Annotated in this window: 14 protein-coding genes and 1 other RNA gene; 5 read left to right on the forward strand and 10 right to left on the reverse strand. The window is 56.0% G+C overall.

Annotated elements, in window-relative coordinates:
* Positions 1-47: 47 nt before the first annotated feature.
* From KJI95_RS03225 to KJI95_RS03270, 10 genes are all read right to left on the reverse strand, one after another.
* Positions 48-2,222: a TonB-dependent siderophore receptor gene (locus KJI95_RS03225; RefSeq protein ID WP_250885550.1), complete on the reverse strand. Its 2,175-nt coding sequence runs from the start codon at positions 2,220-2,222 to the stop codon at positions 48-50.
* Positions 2,223-2,451: 229 nt separating this feature from the next.
* Positions 2,452-3,234 (reverse strand): DUF2927 domain-containing protein, encoded by a 783-nt coding sequence (locus KJI95_RS03230; RefSeq protein WP_214505714.1) that lies wholly within the window; start codon positions 3,232-3,234, stop codon positions 2,452-2,454.
* Positions 3,235-3,716: 482 nt separating this feature from the next.
* Positions 3,717-6,074, reverse strand: coding sequence for a DUF4339 domain-containing protein (locus tag KJI95_RS03235; RefSeq protein ID WP_214505715.1), 2,358 nt, complete (start codon positions 6,072-6,074; stop codon positions 3,717-3,719).
* A 35-nt stretch (positions 6,075-6,109) separates the two neighbouring features.
* Positions 6,110-6,556 carry a DUF4339 domain-containing protein gene (locus KJI95_RS03240; protein ID WP_214505716.1) on the reverse strand — a complete coding sequence of 149 codons (447 nt, stop codon included), beginning with the start codon at positions 6,554-6,556 and terminating at the stop codon, positions 6,110-6,112.
* A gap of 692 nt (positions 6,557-7,248) precedes the next feature.
* Positions 7,249-10,137 (reverse strand): aminomethyl-transferring glycine dehydrogenase, encoded by a 2,889-nt coding sequence (gene gcvP, locus KJI95_RS03245; protein ID WP_214505717.1) that lies wholly within the window; start codon positions 10,135-10,137, stop codon positions 7,249-7,251.
* Positions 10,138-10,237: 100 nt separating this feature from the next.
* On the reverse strand, positions 10,238-10,627 hold the full coding sequence (gcvH, locus tag KJI95_RS03250) for a glycine cleavage system protein GcvH (protein ID WP_011760828.1): 390 nt from the start codon (positions 10,625-10,627) through the stop codon (positions 10,238-10,240).
* 25 nt (positions 10,628-10,652) lie between these two features.
* Complete coding sequence (gene gcvT / locus KJI95_RS03255) at positions 10,653-11,747, reverse strand: glycine cleavage system aminomethyltransferase GcvT (RefSeq protein ID WP_214505718.1); 1,095 nt, start codon at positions 11,745-11,747, stop codon at positions 10,653-10,655.
* Between the two features lie 281 nt (positions 11,748-12,028).
* A complete protein-coding gene (locus KJI95_RS03260) occupies positions 12,029-13,210 on the reverse strand; it encodes an FAD-dependent oxidoreductase (protein ID WP_214505719.1) in 1,182 nt (393 codons plus the stop codon).
* A gap of 16 nt (positions 13,211-13,226) precedes the next feature.
* Positions 13,227-14,852 (reverse strand): 2-octaprenyl-6-methoxyphenyl hydroxylase, encoded by a 1,626-nt coding sequence (ubiH, locus tag KJI95_RS03265; protein WP_284730669.1) that lies wholly within the window; start codon positions 14,850-14,852, stop codon positions 13,227-13,229.
* A gap of 39 nt (positions 14,853-14,891) precedes the next feature.
* The gene (locus tag KJI95_RS03270) at positions 14,892-15,467 is read right to left on the reverse strand and encodes a UPF0149 family protein (RefSeq protein ID WP_214505720.1); all 576 of its coding nucleotides are present in this window, start codon (positions 15,465-15,467) and stop codon (positions 14,892-14,894) included.
* A gap of 245 nt (positions 15,468-15,712) precedes the next feature.
* On the opposite strand from KJI95_RS03270, the gene zapA reads away from it, so the two are divergent.
* The 5 genes from zapA to KJI95_RS03295 all read left to right on the forward strand — a co-directional run bounded on the left by zapA (position 15,713) and on the right by KJI95_RS03295 (position 18,105).
* Positions 15,713-16,021, forward strand: a complete 309-nt coding sequence (gene zapA, locus KJI95_RS03275; protein WP_214505721.1) for a cell division protein ZapA — start codon at positions 15,713-15,715, stop codon at positions 16,019-16,021.
* Between the two features lie 63 nt (positions 16,022-16,084).
* Positions 16,085-16,265, forward strand: a non-coding RNA gene (gene ssrS / locus KJI95_RS03280) — 6S RNA.
* 4 nt (positions 16,266-16,269) lie between these two features.
* On the forward strand, positions 16,270-16,926 hold the full coding sequence (locus KJI95_RS03285) for a 5-formyltetrahydrofolate cyclo-ligase (protein WP_214505722.1): 657 nt from the start codon (positions 16,270-16,272) through the stop codon (positions 16,924-16,926).
* Between the two features lie 238 nt (positions 16,927-17,164).
* The gene (locus KJI95_RS03290; RefSeq protein ID WP_214505723.1) at positions 17,165-17,632 is read left to right on the forward strand and encodes a hypothetical protein; all 468 of its coding nucleotides are present in this window, start codon (positions 17,165-17,167) and stop codon (positions 17,630-17,632) included.
* A 275-nt stretch (positions 17,633-17,907) separates the two neighbouring features.
* On the forward strand, positions 17,908-18,105 hold the full coding sequence (locus KJI95_RS03295) for a hypothetical protein (protein ID WP_214505724.1): 198 nt from the start codon (positions 17,908-17,910) through the stop codon (positions 18,103-18,105).
* The last annotated feature ends 165 nt before the right edge of the window (positions 18,106-18,270 follow it).

Consider the following 18,270-nt stretch of genomic DNA (forward strand, 5'->3'; position numbering starts at 1 on the left):
ACGGCGGCCTTTGAAAGGCGATGTTTCGGGCAGCTTAACTGGCTCGGTTATAAATCCATTTCAAAGCCAAGCTCAACGCTGCGCTCGGCGCCCATCCAGCAATTGTTTTCACCGCTGCACGCGCCGACGTAGCGCTTGTCGGCAAGGTTACTCACAGTCACGCCGAGGCGGTAGCTGTCGCTGATGTTCCAGGATGCCGCCATATCAAGGAGGGTGTAACCCGGCACCACGGCTGTGTTTTCATCATCCAGCATGCTGTCGCCCACATGGCGAACCCCGGCGCTTAAGTCAATCGCATCGCTGACAAACCAGGTGGCCCACAGGGATGCCTGGCGCTTCGCAACCCACTCGGGAGTTTTACCAACGAGCGCAGGATTCAGCGCATTTTCAGTGACTTCCACATCCTGCTGGCTGTAGCTGCCACTAAGTGAAAGCAGCTCCCACAGCCGGGTGTTGAACGCAAACTCAAAGCCACGGGAGTTAAGCTCGCCGGTTTGGGTCTTTTGCAGCCAATCGGCGGTATTCACTACCCGATTTTGCTCGGTAATATCAAACAGGGCCGCGGTGATTTGAGTATTTCCGCCTGAGGAGCTGAACTTAACCCCGGTTTCCCACTGGCTGGCGGTGGTTGGTTTAAAGGCTTCGCCGCTCAGACTGTCCACACCGGCTGTGGGCTCGTAGGATTCGGCATAGCTAACGTAGGGCGCCAGACCAAAATCGAATTGGTAAATGGCCGCCAGACGGCCGGTCAGCTCGTTCTGGTCGATGTCGGTCTCATCATAGCCGCCCTCACCCAGATACAATTTGGTGGCCGCATCTGTGCTGTCGTAACTGTCCTGACGCAGGTTGGCAAGCACTGTGAGTCTGTCCCAGCGGATTTCGTCCTGCAGGTAAAACCCGAGCTGATGCTGGGTGATATCGTGGCGCTCGGTGTAGGTACCAAGGGGCAACTTTGACGGCACGATAAGGGCATAATTGGGTTTACCAAGATCGATTGCCGGTGTGTCGGCGCCCAGGGTGTCGCCATAGTCGATATCGGAATCAAGATACTGATAGTCAATACCAAACAGCAGTTTATGCTCAATAGCAGCGGTTGCAACTGTCCAGGCAAGCTGGTTATCGAGCGCAACGCCTTCGATGGCTTCGTCGGTAAAGTAAGCATTGCGCGACAGCAGCCTATCTCCGTCGGTCAGGCCATTGTTGTAGGTGTTTTTCTGCAGCCCGTCGCCACGGGTATAACGCAGATTTTGCAGAAAACTCAGGTTGTCGGTGAATTCATGGTTGAGTTTGTAACCAAGCAGCAGCATGTCCCGGTTCATGTTGCCCCAGTTTTCATCACCGGCGTAGGCATCGGCGCCAAGCAGACCATAGCTGGCTGCGCTAAGCGAACCCTTGGCCGGCAGAGGCGTTGAGGGGATCATCTTTGGGTCTTCCTGATAATACAGGTTCAGACTCACACTGGTGCGATCAGCCAGCTGCCAGGTGAGCGATGGCGCCACAAACCAGCGCTGCTCTTCTGTCGTCTGCATCTGCCCATCGCGCTGACGGCCAAGGGCCACCAAACGATACTTGAGGTCGTCAGACGCAACGCCGTTGTGGTCAATCCCCACTTCAGCCAGCGCCGACGTGCCGGCGCGCAGATGCAGCAGGGTTTGCTCTGTGTCCAGCGGCTGTTTGGCCACCTGATTGACCATACCGCCCGGAGGGGCTGAGCCGTACAACACCGAGGTTGGCCCCTTCAGCACTTCGATGCTGTCGGTGGCGAAGGCATCCACCTGGGGCACCAGATTCCACAGGCCATTGTATTGCAGCGGTAATCCGTCGTAATAGTTGCGATAGCTCTGGAAACCACGGATGGTGTATTGATCAAAAATGGTGGTAGTCGGGCGACTTTCAGGGGTCACACCGGCGACATAACGCAGCGCCTCGTTAACGCTGTCGGCCTGACGCAGTTTTAAAAGCTCGGCGTCGTAAACCTCGTAGCTCATCGGTGCATCTATCGGACTTAAACGTGACTTGGTACCCGTGGTGCGATAGCCCTGCGAGTAAATGGTCAGGCGCTCTATGTCGCTGCTTTCATCCTTTGCATCAGCTGACTGCTGGCTTTTTGACTGCTGGCTTTTTGATTGTGCTGCAGCTGGCTCCTGTGCGGCAACGCCTGGGGCAACCGAGCACAAACCAAGTGCCATCGCCGACCAAAGCAGACTGTGTTTTCCTTTCATCTCGACTCCATGTGGCAGGCCCCCATTGACAGGAGCGCTGAAAATGAGTCGGATATTAAATGATAACGACTATCATTCACAGGTTTTGAATTGTAAAGATTGACGAGAAAATGTCAGCAGCAAAGGCCAAATCTGAACAGCAATCAGCGCAGATGCAACAACCTCTCAGGTTTGCCTAACTCAGCCAGCGGCTAAATGAATCAGTCATCTATTGGATAGCCCCATCGCCTTACCTGCGCCGGCCAAGCAAACGGTAGATTTCGCCCTTAAGCACTTCGCTGCGGGCGCGCTGCAGCGTACCATCCTGCTGCCAGTCGTTGAGGATGGCACTCACCTTTGGCGCCGACTCAGCCGCGCTCATGCCGCTTTCAAGCCTGTCATCGTAAAGTAGCCGCAGCAAGAGCCAGTCAAGTGGGGTCAGTAGCTCCTCCGGGGAGCGGTCGTTAAACACCGAGGGAAATACCGCATCACTGTCGTTGGGCAGCCCCATGACTTGGGTAAGCTCTTCCACCACGCAGGACACCAGCTTGCCCTGCATCCTGGCCTGATCGATAGGGATAAACACCTGAGCACGCTCAATTTTGCCCGCCGGAGCATTGAAACTCGCAAGACAGACGGCCCCCTGCACTGTAGCGGCTGCCTTTTCCCCGACCACCGAGCCGATAAGCTTGCGCCAGGCCGACGCCCGGGTGAGGTAAATATCGAGCGCAGCGCCATCTTCCACCTTTACAAAACGCCTGCCGCTGATGTCCGCAAGCTGGGCAAGGTGCATCTCAATCAGTGCCAGTGCCTGAGGATCGCTGACCTGCTGATGCACCCGGTAGCGAATATCTCCCGGCCAGCGAGACAGTACAAAACTGCCCTGCTCGTACTCTCGGCCATGGACCACGGCCGTAAACGCCTTGGCTACATAGGCTGGGTCTGAGTAAGGCTGTGGTGACAGCGGCTGCTCGCCGAGGGCTAATGCGCTGCAGCAAACCAGCGATAACAGGGAAAAGGACGCAATGCGCATCAGCAAACCTTATTCAGAACGCAGCAGTGTGCGGAAAAAGTCATTATAAAACCAACAAATCAATACCTTAAAGGCGCAATCAGCACCAGAAAAAGCCTTCATGGCAAGTAAGCAGACTGACGATATCGTCGGAGCACTGCTCCATCAAGATCAAGTGCTCCCTCAAGGCCAAGTGCTATCTCAAGATCAAGTGCTACCTCAAGGCCAAGTGCTACCTCAAGATTAAGCGTTTCAGGCCGGTGCAGACCACTGAACGCAACACCCCAAAGGCCCCAAAGGCAAAGCGCTGAGCACTGAGCACTGAGCGCAATACCCTAAAGGCAGAGCACTGAGCGCCGGGACCTATACACGGAGCGCACGCAAACGCTATGCGACGCTTACGGTCGCTACTCAGCCCCGTTCCTGATTATCAATAAAAAAGCCCGCTGGCATTATGCTTGCGGGCTTCGTGGGCTTTTTCTATAGGCTGGGCTTATTTACCATCAGCCGCGGCGGCGGCTGCGACGGCGCATCCTGCCGGCAACATCTTCGGGGGATGACTTGGGCTTTCGGCTTTGCTCGTCACTGTCAGCCGCTGTGTCAGCGGTTTCCAGGTAGAGTTCATCAAGCTCGGCGTCCAGTGTTTCGGAATTCAGCGCTTCGGAATTCAGTGCTTCGGAATTCAGGCTGCCAGTTTGTGCAGCAGACTCAGCCGCATCTTCGTCTTTCTTGTCGCCCTTAAATACCGATTTAAAGATGCTGGTCACGGCCTGCAATTTCACCGCCTGACCCAGTTTAAGATCGAGCAGCGACTTGCCGTCTTCTTTGCCGCTGTCACCCTTTGCACTTTGATCTTTGGCGCTTTGATCTTTGGCGCTTTCAGCTTTCGTGCTTTGAGCTTTAGAAGCTGCTGCCGAAACCTCAGCATCCGCACCTGAGCCACTCAAAAGGGCATCGTCAGTGGGCGGCTCAAGGAAAGGTTTTGGCGGCGGGGGCGACAGTTTGGCAAAAAAAGCTTCGGGATCAATGCCAAAGAGGCTCTTATCCACGCCTGCCGGTGGCCTGCTGGCGACCGGGTCAACCGAGGCGCGGGCCTGAGACTGGGCAAAGATATCGGACGCGGCTTTAGTGGCAACCGGGTCAGGTGATAAAGGCTCGTCGCCCACCGCAGTCTTAGCAGCGATGGCTTTTGCCTGCTCGGCTTTCTCGGAAGATGCTTTTTCAAGTGCAGCCTTTTCCTGTAAAGACCTTTCCTGTAAAGCCTTTTCCTGCAAAGCCTTGGCCTGGGCGACTCTTTCAGCGAGTTTCAGCTCAAGCGCGGCCTGATCCAAGGCGGCCTTTGCGGCAACCTTATCCAGGGCTGCGCCAGACGACTGGCGGGCTAGGGCTGCTTTCAGTGCTTCATCGGCGCCGGGCACAGGTTTTACCGTGCTTGGCTTGGATTCAGACTTCAATGCCGCGGCGCTTGTTGCTGCAAGCGCTGACACGCCAGCAGACGCTGCTGCAGCGGCTTTCTCGGTAGCAGGAGCCGAAGCTGCGGCCTTGGTGAGGGATTTTGGCTGCGGGTCTTGCCCCGGCTCAAGCAAAATCAGCTCGTAATCAAGCTCAGGCACTTCTTCAGGCAGAGGGGGCGCTTTACGGCCACGGATAGCCGCAGCAAGCTCAGCCTCAAGGTCGATAACGCCATCATCTTGGCCGAAATCGGCGCCAGAGCTTTCGCTGTCGATATAGACGTTTATATCAGTATCCATCTCCAGAAGCGCCAATTCCGCTTCAGGCAGGCTGTCAGCAAGCTCGGCCAGCGGTTCGCTGAGCTCCAGCAGCTCGCGCTCTGGCTCAGAAACAGGATCGGTCTTAAAAACAGGCTCTAATGCAGCGACAGTCAAAGCATCCGAATCGGCATCTATTATCTCGTCAGCGGCAGGCTCTGCAACCACCTCAAATTCAAGCGCGTCTGATAGCGAAGAAGTAGCGATTGCATCAACTGAGTGTTCAGGCGCGGCATCCTGCGCTATTGCATCCAGTGCTATTGTATCGAGCGCTATTGCATCAAGCTCAGCGCTGTCCGGCTCAGTGCCGTCAGGCGCTGTGGCATCAAACGCACTCAATCCGGCGTCCTGGGTTTGTTTAGCGCCGGCAAGTCCATCGAGGTTAAAGACATCGGCACCAAGGCTCGACAGGCTGTCAAAGGTGAGTTTGCGACCGCCCGGCGGGTTTAACGTTTGCAGCACCGCAAGCGCCGGTTCATCTTCCGCGTCAGCCGCAGTAAGTGATGGCTGTATCGAGGCCGACACTGCCCTGGCGGCAGCAGACAGCGGCATAGAAGCCGTCGCTGTCACGGGGGCAAGCTCATGGGTTTCATCACCAAGCTGGTTTTGCTCAAGGCGCTTATCAAAATCGTCGGCGACTTCAGTCAGCTCCACTTTGGCCATGCTGAGGGAGTAACTTAAATCCTCCAGCACCTTTTGATAGCCGCGATAGCTGCCTTCAATACCGCCAATGCCCTGCTTTACCTCATCGCTGAGTTTGTGAGTCAGGCGTTTGTAGATATTGATTTCCTGTTCCAGCTCATAAAGATACGTCTTGCTGAAGGTAACGGACTGGCTGATGGCCGCAATGCGCTCGGTCAGGGCATCGCGGCGCGCCTGAAATGCAGCAATCAACTCATCCGGCACCCTTGAAAGTGGTGTTGGCGCAGGGATTTTTCCGGCAAACGCCGCCACACTGGACGCGGGTTGCCACTGACTGAAGGACGGATGCCAGGCGTAGCTGTCAGGTTGCTCCTGTAAAAACGCGATGGCCTCGGTTTCGGTTAATGGCGCTGTCATGGCGCCATTGTGTGAAAGAATCCATTTTTTCATAGTCGTTATTCTTATTTGCTGTTTTACAGTTGCACTCAGGTATTGTCGCGGGGGCTTTGCTTACCCGCCAAACCGGCCACGCGTTTTTGCAGCGCTTCATACTGTTCGTTGATGCTGCGCAGAGTCGCGTTTACTTCCTGATTCAGGCTTTGAGTATCAGCTTTGCTGTTATTGATGTCCTGATCGAGCGCGGCAATTGCCGCCTCCAGCGTGGTCAGGCTGTCGTCCAGCTTGCCGAGGGACTGATACAGCTCCTGCTCTTTTTCACTGAACTGCGCCAGCAGCTTAGCTGGAATCGCGCCCGGCGGTGGCGGCGGTGACATGGGATGCTCAAACTCATCGATTTGGCTCACAGGCACCCATTGGGCAAAGCCGGGATGCCATGCATAAGTATCGGGATTTTCGGCGATAAACTGATTGGACTCAGCCAGAGCCAACGGCCCGGTGACTTCGCCCTTATGTGAAAAATACCACTGTGTCATAGCGCAACTCTCACCTTTGGTTGTGTTGACTTAACGTCATTTTTTACAGGCGTTTGGTTGGATGCGGGGATTGGGCAGTAACGCTTCCATGCATCTGTGCACCGGCAGGCTCAGGGGTAAAGCCGGCGCAACAAAAAGCTACAATAACCGATAGCTTTTAACAAAACCACAGGGCGGCGCACCGAGCGTTAGAAAAAAGCGGAACAAAATATAAACAGCGACGTTAAAGTGATAATCAACCGATAAACCCAGTCGCCGCTTTCCAATACAGGCCAGAGAAAGTGCCTTCAGGGGATGCTGTAACGCTGAGAGTGGCCAAATATCAACCCCAAATAAAAAACGAGTGCCGAAGCACTCGTTCTTTATTGTCTGACCGAGCCAAGGCACAGCCAGACCAAAATTGCGTTGCCGACGCCGCTCATGCAAGGCAAATCGATGGTTCCAGCGCGCAGTTTACTCATGTAAAGAGCCATGAAAACAGTGGGATGACGCCTACACCCACCAAAACAAAAACGAGTGCCGAAGCACTCGTTTTTTATTGTCAGACCGAACCAAGGCACAGCCAGACCAAAATTGCGTTGCCGACGCCGCTCATGCAAGGCAAATCGATGGTTACAGCGCGCAGTTTACTTTTGTAAATGAGCACTGGAACCGAGATTTAACGCAGCAGGAGCAAGTCCAGGCAGCAATTTTTACTCGTAATCGCTCATCGGTACGCAAGCACAGAACAGGTTACGATCGCCATACACATCATCGATACGGTTCACCGTTGGCCAGAACTTGTGGGCGCGCACGAACTCTGTCGGGAACACCGCCAGCTCACGGCTGTATGGACGGGTATCGAACGCTGGGTCCATGATGTCGTCCATGGTGTGCGGGGCGTTGCACAGTGGGTTGTTGTCCACTGGCCACTCGCCGCTTTCCACGCGGGCGATTTCGCCGCGAATGGCAACCATGGCCTCGATGAAACGGTCGATTTCGACTTTGGATTCAGACTCAGTCGGCTCGATCATCAGGGTACCGGCAACCGGGAAGCTCATGGTTGGCGCGTGGAAACCGTAGTCGTTCAGACGCTTGGCCACGTCCATCTCGGTCACACCAGAGGCTTCTTTCAGTGGACGCATATCGATGATGCACTCGTGAGCGATACGATCGTTACGGCCGCGGAACAGCACTGGGTAGTGCTCAGACAGCTTCTTGGTCAGGTAGTTGGCGTTAAGCATAGCGGTCTGGGTAGATTGCTTCAGACCCTTGCTGCCGAGCAGCTTGATGTACATCCAGCTGATTGGCAGGATGCCGGCGCTGCCGAATGGCGCGGCAGACACGGCGCCATTGTTGTCGCTTTCGATGCCCTGCTTAACCACAGCGTGACCGGCCACAAATGGTGCCAGATGCTTCTTCACGCCGATTGGGCCCATGCCGGGGCCACCGCCGCCGTGAGGAATGGCGAAGGTTTTGTGCAGGTTCAGGTGCGATACGTCGGCGCCGATAAAGCCAGGGGCGGTGAGGCCCACCTGAGCGTTCATGTTGGCACCGTCGAGGTACACCTGGCCGCCGTGCTGGTGAATGATGTCACAGATTTCACGCACGGTTTCTTCGTATACACCGTGGGTAGAAGGATAAGTGATCATGATGCACGACAGGTTCTCGGCCACTTCGGCGGCCTTGGCGCGCAGGTCATCCAGATCGACGTTACCTTCTTTGTCACAGGCAGTCACCACCACTTTCATGCCAGCGAGCTGGGCAGAAGCCGGGTTGGTACCGTGGGCAGACTGAGGGATCAAACACACGTCGCGATGGCCTTCGCCGCGAGACTCGTGGTACTTGCGGATTGCCAGGAGACCTGCGTATTCGCCCTGTGCACCTGAGTTAGGCTGCATACATACGGCATCGTAACCTGTGATGTCCACCAGCCAATCAGACAGCTCGCCAATCAGCTGAGTGTAACCCTGGGCCTGCTCGGATGGGCAGAAGGGGTGCATGTTGGCAAATTCTGGCCAGCTCACCGGGATCATCTCAACGGCGGCGTTGAGCTTCATGGTGCAGGAACCCAGCGAAATCATCGAGTAGTTCAGCGCCAGATCTTTGCTTTCGAGGCGCTTGATGTAGCGCATCATCTCGGTTTCGCTGTGGTAGCGGTTAAAGGTCGGGTGAGTCAGGTAGGCTTCTTCACGCACCAGCGCTGCAGGGATAGAGTTTGAACCCTTGGCAACGATTTGCGCGTCGATAGCGGCTACGTCCAACGCATGACCAACACCGAAGATGATGTCAAACAGCTCAGCCACGTCCTTGCGGGTCGTGGTTTCAGCAAGGCTCACGCCAACTACGCCATCGGCGTCAAAGCGCAGGTTTACACCGGCAGCCAGAGCGCGGGCGCGCACGGCGTCCACATCGGCCTTGAAGCTGATAGTGTCAAACCATTGGTTGTTCAGCAGGGTGATGCCCTTGGCAGTCAGACCAGCGGCCAGGATATCGGTCAGGCGGTGGATGCGCTCGGCAATCACCTTCAGGCCCTTTGGACCGTGGAACACGGCGTAGAAGGACGCCATGTTGGCCAGCAGCACCTGTGCGGTACAGATGTTGGAGTTGGCCTTTTCGCGGCGGATGTGCTGCTCGCGGGTTTGCATGGCCATACGCAGGGCGGTTTTGCCACGGGCGTCTTTGGACACACCGATGATACGGCCAGGCATAGAGCGCTTGTGCTCGTCTTTTGACACAAAGAAAGCCGCGTGTGGACCACCAAAGCCCATCGGCACGCCAAAGCGCTGGGCTGAGCCGAATACCACGTCGGCACCCATGGCGCCAGGGCTCTTCAGGAGCACCAGCGACATGATGTCGGCGCCCACGGTCACGATAACGTTCTTTTCGTTGAGCTTGGCAAACAGCTCAGTGAAGTCAGTCAGCTGACCCAGACGGTTGGTGTACTGGAACATGGCACCGAACAGGTTGTCATGGTTCAGTACGTCGGCGGCAGGGCCGGTGATGATGTCAAAACCAAAACACTCGGCACGGGTTTTTACCACGTCCATGGTCTGGGGGAATACGTCATCGGCGATAAAGAAAGCGTTGGCTTTCTTGGCCTTGGATACACGCTTGGCCAGCGCCATGGCTTCGGCAGCGGCAGTGGCTTCGTCCAGCAAAGAGGCTGAGGCCAGGTCCAGACCGGTCAGGTCGATGGACAGCTGCTGGAAGTTCAGAATGGCTTCGAGACGGCCCTGGGCGATCTCTGGCTGGTATGGGGTGTAGGCGGTGTACCAGCCCGGGTTTTCCAGCACATTGCGCAGGATAACGTTCGGCACTTCAACGCCGTAGTAGCCCATACCTATGTAGCTCTTGAATACCTGGTTTTTGTCAGCCAGAGCGCGGATATAAGCCAGACCTTCGGCTTCGCCGTTGGAGGCACCGACGTTCAGCTCGCGGCCAAGACGGATGGACTCAGGTACGATTTGCTCGGTCAAGTCTTCGAGCGACTCAGCACCGACGTAATTCAGCATGGCTTGCTGCTGCTCTGCATCGGGACCGATGTGACGGGTCAGAAACAGCTCGTGCTGTTCCAGCTCTGTGAGGGTTTGCTTGGTCATGATAAACCTTTCAAATTACGCCGGCCTCAACGGGGCCGATCTGCTTTATGTTGGATAAAACAAACGAAGCCCCGGGGGGCTTCGTTTTTCCAGCCGAGGATTATTCCTCGTCGATAACTGCTTGATAACCTTCGGCGTCCAGCAGGCTGTCCAGCTCGGACTCATCGGAAGGCTTGATACGGAAGAACCAGCCGTCACCGTAGGCATCGCTGTTCACCAGCTCTGGAGAATCTTCCAGAGACTCGTTCACGGCAATCACTTCACCGGAGATAGGGGCGTAGATGTCAGATGCGGCCTTAACAGACTCGGCAACGGCACAATCTTCACCGGCAGAAACGGTATCGCCCACTTCAGGCAGCTCAACGAACACCATGTCACCCAGCAGCTCCTGAGCGTGCTCGGTGATACCTACGGTGTAGGTGCCGTCATCTTCCTTGCGGATCCATTCGTGGGAAGAAGCATACTTGAGTTCGGACGGGATATTGCTCATTGTTCTTGTTCCTTAATCTGTTCTTTTAAAATGCTTGTTTTCCGTTGCGTACGAAGCTTGGGGCGATAACACGCACACCAACACGCTTCTTGCGCATTTCCACTTCGGCGCTGTCGCCGATGGCGCTGGGTACGCGTGCCATCGCGATAGAATAGCCCAAAGTGGGTGAGAAAGTACCACTGGTGATCACGCCCTGATGTTCTTTGCCATCAGCGTCGGTGAAAAACACTGGCATATCATGGCGCAGAACGCCTTTTTCTTCCATCACCAAACCGACCAATTTGTCGCTGCCATTGGCCTTAATGGCTTCCAGCGCTTCGCGGCCGATAAAGTCGCGATCAGTAGGTTCCCAGGCGATGGTCCAGCCCATGTTGGCGGCCAGTGGGTTAATGCTTTCATCCATGTCCTGACCGTAGAGGTTCATACCGGCTTCCAGACGCAGGGTGTCACGGGCACCCAGGCCACATGGCTGCACGCCGGCATCCAGCAGAGCCTGCCACAGGGCTTCGGCTTCAGACTCAGGAACAATGATTTCGTAACCGGCTTCACCGGTGTAACCCGTGGTGGCGATAAAGAGGCTACCGGCCTGCTTGCCAAAGAAGGGCTTCATGCCCGCAACGGCAGCGTTTTGCTCAGCACTGAACACGCTGGCAGCTTTGGCCTTGGCGTTCGGGCCCTGCACAGCAATCATCGCCAGCTCAGGGCGCTCGGTGATGCTGACATCAAAGCCTTTTGACTGCAGATTCATCCACGCGAGGTCTTTTTCGCGGGTCGCGGAGTTAACCACCACGCGGTATTCGGTTTCGGACAGGTAATAGGTGATGAGGTCGTCGATGACGCCGCCATCGTGATTCAGCATACCGCCGTAGAGGGCTTTGCCGGGAACGGTCAGCTTGGCAATATCGTTGGCCAGCAGCTTGCGCAGGAAAGCGCGGGCATCGGCACCTTCAACGTCAACTACGGTCATGTGGGACACATCGAACATACCGGCGTCGCGGCGCACGGCGTGGTGTTCTTCGATTTGGGAGCCGTAGTTCAGCGGCATGTCCCAACCGTGGAAATCCACCATCTTGGCATTGGATTCCAGGTGCTTGTTAAAGAGTACAGTTTTATTAGCCATTGTTATCCCTTCTATTCGGGGCTTGGGTGCCAAAAACAGCAACGGCACCTGGTTAAAATGCGGCGAAATTATACCTTGCGTCGCAAATTTGTATACAAGAGAATTTTCTAATCCGAACAGTTAACTCATTAGTTTTTCTCATCCTTATCATTCAAAAAACTAACGATTAATTTCAAAGCCTGCCAAAAAATGCGCCAATTGTTTGATATTTGCTGCAAAAACCATCAGCACAGCCGGGGCGGCAACCCCAGCAACCCCCGGCCTGTGACGGGCTTGTTTGCTCAGCGGCCCATGGCCTGTTTGATGAACACTGTTTTCAGCAGCGGCAACCTGTCCACCAGGTTAAGCCCCAGGTCACGCACCGCCCGCTTAAGCGGATTGCCGCCTTCAAAGAGACGCTTGAAGCCTTCCATACCGGCAATCATTTCCTGGGCGGCAGCTTTGCGCTCACGCTCCAGTGGCCGAAGCAGACGGTAATCGCCTATGTCTTTCCCGTCATTTTTCAGCCGGCCTATGGTGTCGATAATCGCGGCCGCATCCTGAAAACCAAGGTTCACGCCCTGCCCTGCCAGCGGGTGTATGGTGTGGGCCGCATCCCCAGCCAGCAGCAAACGGTGGCGGGCAAAATGACGGGCGTAACGCATCCGTAAATTAAAGCCAAGTCGCTCACTCCTGACTTTGCAAAGGCCAAGACGGCCATCAAACGCCGCCGTCAGCGACTTTGAAAAGTTTTCATCATCCTGATTAAGCAGCGCCTGCGCCTTGGGCTCAGTCACAGACCAAACGATAGAACAGAGATTTGACTGATAAAGGGGCAAAAACGCCAGCGGGCCGTCCGGCAAAAACACCTGCCGGGCGCAGCCATCGTGGGGCTCAGCGGTTTCAATGGTGGCGACAATGGCGGTATGGCCATAATCCCAGAAGGTGAGCGGAATATTGCACTGGCTTCGCACCGCGCTGTTTGCGCCATCACAGGCAATCACCAGCGCCGCCGACAGCATGTCGCCACTCTCAAGGGTGAGCCAGGCTTCACGCTCACCAAAGGCGAGGCGCTGTAAGCCACTGTGGGTGCGATAGTCGAGGTTGTCGAAATCACCGGCACGCTTAGCCAGCGCAAAGGCGACGTTGTCGTTTTCGATAATGGTGCCAAGGCTTGCTTCGCCAAGTTCGGCGGCATCAAAGCCGATGCGGCCAAGGCCGTCTTTGTCCCACACCTGCATGCGGCTGTAGGGCGCCATGCGTGCGGTGTCGAGCAAATGCCAGGCACCTAAGGATTTGAGCAAATCTTCGCTGGCGCGGTTAATGGCACTGACCCTGAGATGCGGCTCGCCAGAGGCCTCTGCCTGGGCGCCTGCATCCAGCACAGTGACCTTAAGCCCGGCCTCGGCAAGGCCAATGGCCGTTGCCAGACCTACCATGCCACCACCAACGATGGCCACATCACAGCTTTGGGTTGTTATCATCTGTCAAATCCTGTGCTTATTCATTGCCTTGGCGGTGCGATCGGCCCGGTGATTTGGAAAGAGCATTAAGCCGCGCTCCACGGCGCCAACCCATGGCCCGGCTTGCCAGCGGCGCCTTGAGCGGCGGACACCAGGACAGCAGCCGCAGGGCGAGATTGCGCCCGGCCACCAGCGGCCAGTGCTGATTGGAAAAACCGCGCACCAGCGACTCGATACTGAGCAAGGTGTCGCGCCGGTCGGCGTCACGAAGATTGAGGTAGCGGTGCAGCAGCCCAATATCGCCAACATCACCGCCCTGCTCGATGGCATCCTCAAGCACAGTCAGCAAATCCACTATGTCGCGAAGCCCGAGGTTAAAGCCCTGCCCCGCTATCGGATGCAGGGTCTGGGCGGCATTGCCGACAAACACGCAGCGGTGATGAATGGGGCGTGGCATCCAGCTCAGTTTAAGTTCATAGCTGTAGCGGTTTCCGGCAGCCAGCAGCTTGCCGGCGCGAAAACCGAAGGCGCGCTGCAGCGCATCGATAAAGGTTTGCTCGCTGCAATCGCGCATGGCCTGCGCTTCGTCCGGCGGCAAGGCCCAGACCAGCGACAGGCGCTCTTTTGAAAAGCGGGCGTGGTGGTTTTCTGACATGCCTGCCGAAAGTGGAGCCATCGGCAGCAGGGCGAGCGGGCCTGTGTCGGTAAAGCGCTCCCATGCCCAGTTGTCATGGGCTTTATCGACCGCCACGTTGGCAATCACGGCGCTTTGGCCAAAATCCACCTGCTCAAGCGGCAGCCTGAAATGCTGGCGCACTGCAGAGCCAAGCCCATCGGCCGCCACCACCAGTTTGGCTTTAATCTGTTGGCCGTTATCAAGCACCAGCAGGTGTTCATCCTGCCCCGCCTCAAGGGAGGCAAGACTTGCCGGGCAAAAGAGACTAACCGAGGTTTTTTCAAGGGCTGCAAACAGTGCCTGGCCTACGGCTTCAAGCTCGACCACCTGCCCAAGGAAGGGCAGCGCAAAGGCGTCGGCATTAAGTTCGGTCATACCGAAGTGGCCGCGATCAGACACATGGATATCGCGAATGGGAGTGCCAAGGTGCGCCAGATGACGCCACACCCCGAGGCGACTTAGCTCACGCACCGAGCCCTCGGCCACCGCGATGGCGCGGGCATCGAAACCCGGATGCTCAAGCTCGGCGGGATTTTTTGCTTCAATCAGCGCAATACGAAGCGGTTTGGCGGGCCTGAAATGCGCTTTGTCATGCGCTTTGCCGCCGACACCTTTATCGCGCTCGGCGTTAACAAAGCTGGAGTTAAGGCCATCGAGCGCCAGCGCCAGCGTACAGCCCGCCATGGCGCCGCCAACAATCACCACATCAAATTGGGTCACCTCATTGCCGCTGCTTTGAGATGCCGGCGCAGTTTGGGTTGGATGAGCACACTCGTTGGCTTGCGAGGCCTCGGTTTGTGAGGTTTCGATTGACGAGGCCTTGCTCGGTGAGGCCGTGGTTGGTGAGGCCTTGATAGGCGCGGTGTGTATCTCAGCCACAACTTTATCGCCTTCGCCGTTAAGCTGGCGAATACCGGCGTCTGGCGCGGCGCGCAATGGAGAAGGGGCTGCTATGTCGTCCATGGGCGGCTCCAATTGCTCATTCATGGGCTTGCTTATTCATCGACTCATCCGGCGCTGTGACTGTCAGTGCAGGTTGGTGGCGGCCTCTGCGGGCACTGCACCGTCCTGGGGACCAAATTCCTGGTAGCAATGCACCGCCGCCATACGCACAAACTCAAGCAGCTCAGCGTAGGCAACTTCAGATTCTTCATCTTCAGCGACATCGATTTCCACCTGAGCGATGGCTCCCAGATCGTTAATCAGCTCCTGCACATCGGCAGAGGCTCGGTTAAGGCCGGGCTGAATAATGGCAAGGCCAGTCAAAAAGCTTTGCACCCACAGCGACAGGGCTTCAACCCGGTCTGACAGCGGCTCTTCTTCTTCAGGCAGCAGCGGCATAAAGCCAAAATCCTGCTCGGCGAGGCGCGCCTGGGTATCGGCAAACAATTCTTCGACCAGCGGCTGCAAGGAGGACGGCAACGCCATGCCATCGTTCATCAGCTCCAGCAGCGGCGCCATCCAGGCTCCCCGCCCCTGCTCCACACCGCCGGCAATCAAGCCCACCATGGCGCCATGCACCTCAACCGGATGCTGGCCAATTTCAGCGGCTTCAAGTGCGTCGAGCAGTTTTTCAATTTTGAGTGAAGGTGGGGTAGCCATGAGCTTTTTCCTTGGCGACATTGCAGTAAAAACCAATCCTGTCATGCTAACAGACGGCGCCAGACTGACCAAGTTTGGCGGCGGCAAAACTGGCAAATTTGCGTGACATTGTCTGAATATTCGCGCCTTTGCTCACACAAGCAGCAAACTCAAAGCCAAGGGGTGCGGATATGTACCGCTGCCCTTGCACTTTTCAGACCTGGCTTATATAGTCCGCCTCATAAAGACCACCACAGGGATAGCCCATGAGCAGCAGCGCCATAGACATCATCCTTCTTGGACGCACCTATTCGGTAGCCTGTCCGGCAGGGCAGGAAGCAGCGCTCAGGTCGGTGGCACATAAGCTCGAGCAGCAACTGGTTTCGCTTAAAAATCGCGCCTCCCATTTAAGCCGGGAAGATCTGGTGATGATGGCTGCGCTCAACATTGGCCATGAGCTCAGTGAAGAAAAGCAAAAAAACCAGGAATATATGCAGCAGATGGATCAGCGGATCCGCTTGATGCAACGCACGCTTGAGCAGGCTTTGGTTGAGCGAAGCCGCAAGGACGTTTAAACTGACTTTATCGGTTTGAAGGCGAGTAACACGCTGGTGCGAAGGCCATCAAACCACCAAATTTGCTCCCTGGGGTGTGCGCCAGCTGGTAATGTCCCTGTGCCGATATTTTTGACTTTAGGGCAGGTGTTTTACCGACATTGAGCAGGCTCGGCTCGTACCGAGAAGCCTTAGGAAGTAATCGCAGGCCCGCCTTGAACCTACGGTTCAAGGGCTACACCGGCAGCGGCATTCTGGGGAGCATCCTAATGACGGGTTCCGTCACATCCAGCGCACTGACTGAGACAAGCCGTGTGACTGACAGCAAAGCGGCTTGTGCAACAGCTGGCAACAGCAGTTGTCGTAAAGCAATTCGCAAACAAGTCCGAAGCCTCAGGCGCGCCCTTAGCCCTGAAGCACAACAGCAGGCGGCAACGCAGGCCGCGGCAAAACTTCTTACCCAGCTTAAGGATGCAAAGCGCGTCGCCCTCTATCTTGAAAACGATGGTGAAATCAGCACCCGCCCGTTAATCGAGGCGCTGTGGCAACAGGGCACCGAAGTCTATTTACCTCTGCTGCATCCCTTTGCCGAGGGGCATCTGCTGTTTATCCGCTATGACGCCGACACTAAAATGCAGGCCAACATCTACGGCATTCCCGAACCTGTCCTTGCCTGCCACAGGCTTTGTCCGGCGTATCGGCTCGATGCCATTATCACCCCACTGGTCGCCTTTGATGACAGCGGCAATCGCCTCGGCATGGGCGGCGGCTTTTATGACCGCACCCTCGCCCAGTTGCCAGCCGCCATCAAGGTTATCGGCCTTGCCCATGACTGTCAGCGCGTCCCTGCCCTGCCTGTCGAAGCCTGGGATGTGCCGCTGCCCGCTATCGTCACGCCTTCAGCGATAATTGTGCAGCGAAGATAGTGCAGCGAAGATAGTGCAGCGATGAATGTGCAGCGCAGCTGACAGCGACCTGAGTCGCTAAGCATGCAGCCCATACCGTCGAAGAAGACCGTCTGAATCAGCCCGCATGAATCAGCCCGGCTAAAACAGGCGCAAATCCGCTTACCCTTCTCACCGCAAGGCTCAAAGCCGCAATCTCTGTTATTTTCATCGCGGATTTGATTAAACTAGCCAAGACCCGCAGCAGAATGTGAACCCCATGCCACCCAGACACAGTAGCGCCGCCAAGGCGAACAGCGTAAGCCGCGCCAACGCCAAGCGGCAACTGCTTGAAAATACCTATCAGCAACTGAAATCGCGCCAGTCGCTGTATAAAACGGCGCTTGGCAGTCTCCTTGGCGCCGTTGCCGCGCTCATCCTTTTTGCCCTGCTGGCTCAAGCCGATTCGGGCATGTTGCTGCTGTATCTGCTGCCGCCACTCGCCATAGGTTTTGGTGCACGCTTGCTTGGGCGCTGTTTTGAATGGCCGCTGCTGCTGATCCCGGCCGCACTTGCAGCCATGGTGTATGGCATCAGTTTTGGCTGGCTGCTGCCCTTTGACAGCCGTGATTTGATAGTGATCCCGATTGGAATTGGCCTGTGTTTTTACGCTGCAAAACAGCCACTTAATGAGCTGCAAAAACAGGCAATCTGGCAATCAAAAATTCAGCGCGCCGCCGGGGATTAAGCCAACGCAGCGCCTGCCATATAACCAGACTCAAGCTCCAGAGTAAGCATCGCGCGGGGCTGCATAACAATCAGGCGCAGGCACCGGAATAAGCATAAGACAGGCCAAAAATTTAACCCCTTGCGACATTTGCCAACAAAGTTTGCGCCAGCGCAAACTTTGTTTCCCTAGCAAACCCACCCTACCTAAAAATTGATACGGATCAACATACCGACAATCGGCGCAAGCATACTGAGGCCATCGCTAATTGATTGGCCTTAAAAAGGAATTCGGTTATGAAATCAGAAATCGTTGTACTGCTGCTTGCGACTCTGGGTCTGGTTCTGGCGCTGGTTGGACATATCGCCATCGGCTTTATGCTGAACGTGAGCGCACTGGGAATGCTGGCGGCGCCGATGCCGTTTGTGCTGATGGTGGTCGCAGTGGTTGCCGTGAAATACGCCGCCGCCCACGACAAGCCAGCGCATCACTGATTTCACAGCGGATTTTGCCTGATTCAGTACCGGTTTCGGGACTTATTTCAGCGCTCATTTCTGCACTCTTGTCAGCACTGTTTTTTCGGCACTTCTTATTCAGCGCTGGGCCACTTTAAACCCAGCTGCATAAGCTAAAAAGCCGCGCCGGTTTCACTCAGCAAC

The sequence above is a fragment of the Shewanella jiangmenensis genome, assembly GCF_018596335.1.
Taxonomy (GTDB): Bacteria; Pseudomonadota; Gammaproteobacteria; order Enterobacterales; family Shewanellaceae; genus Shewanella; species Shewanella jiangmenensis.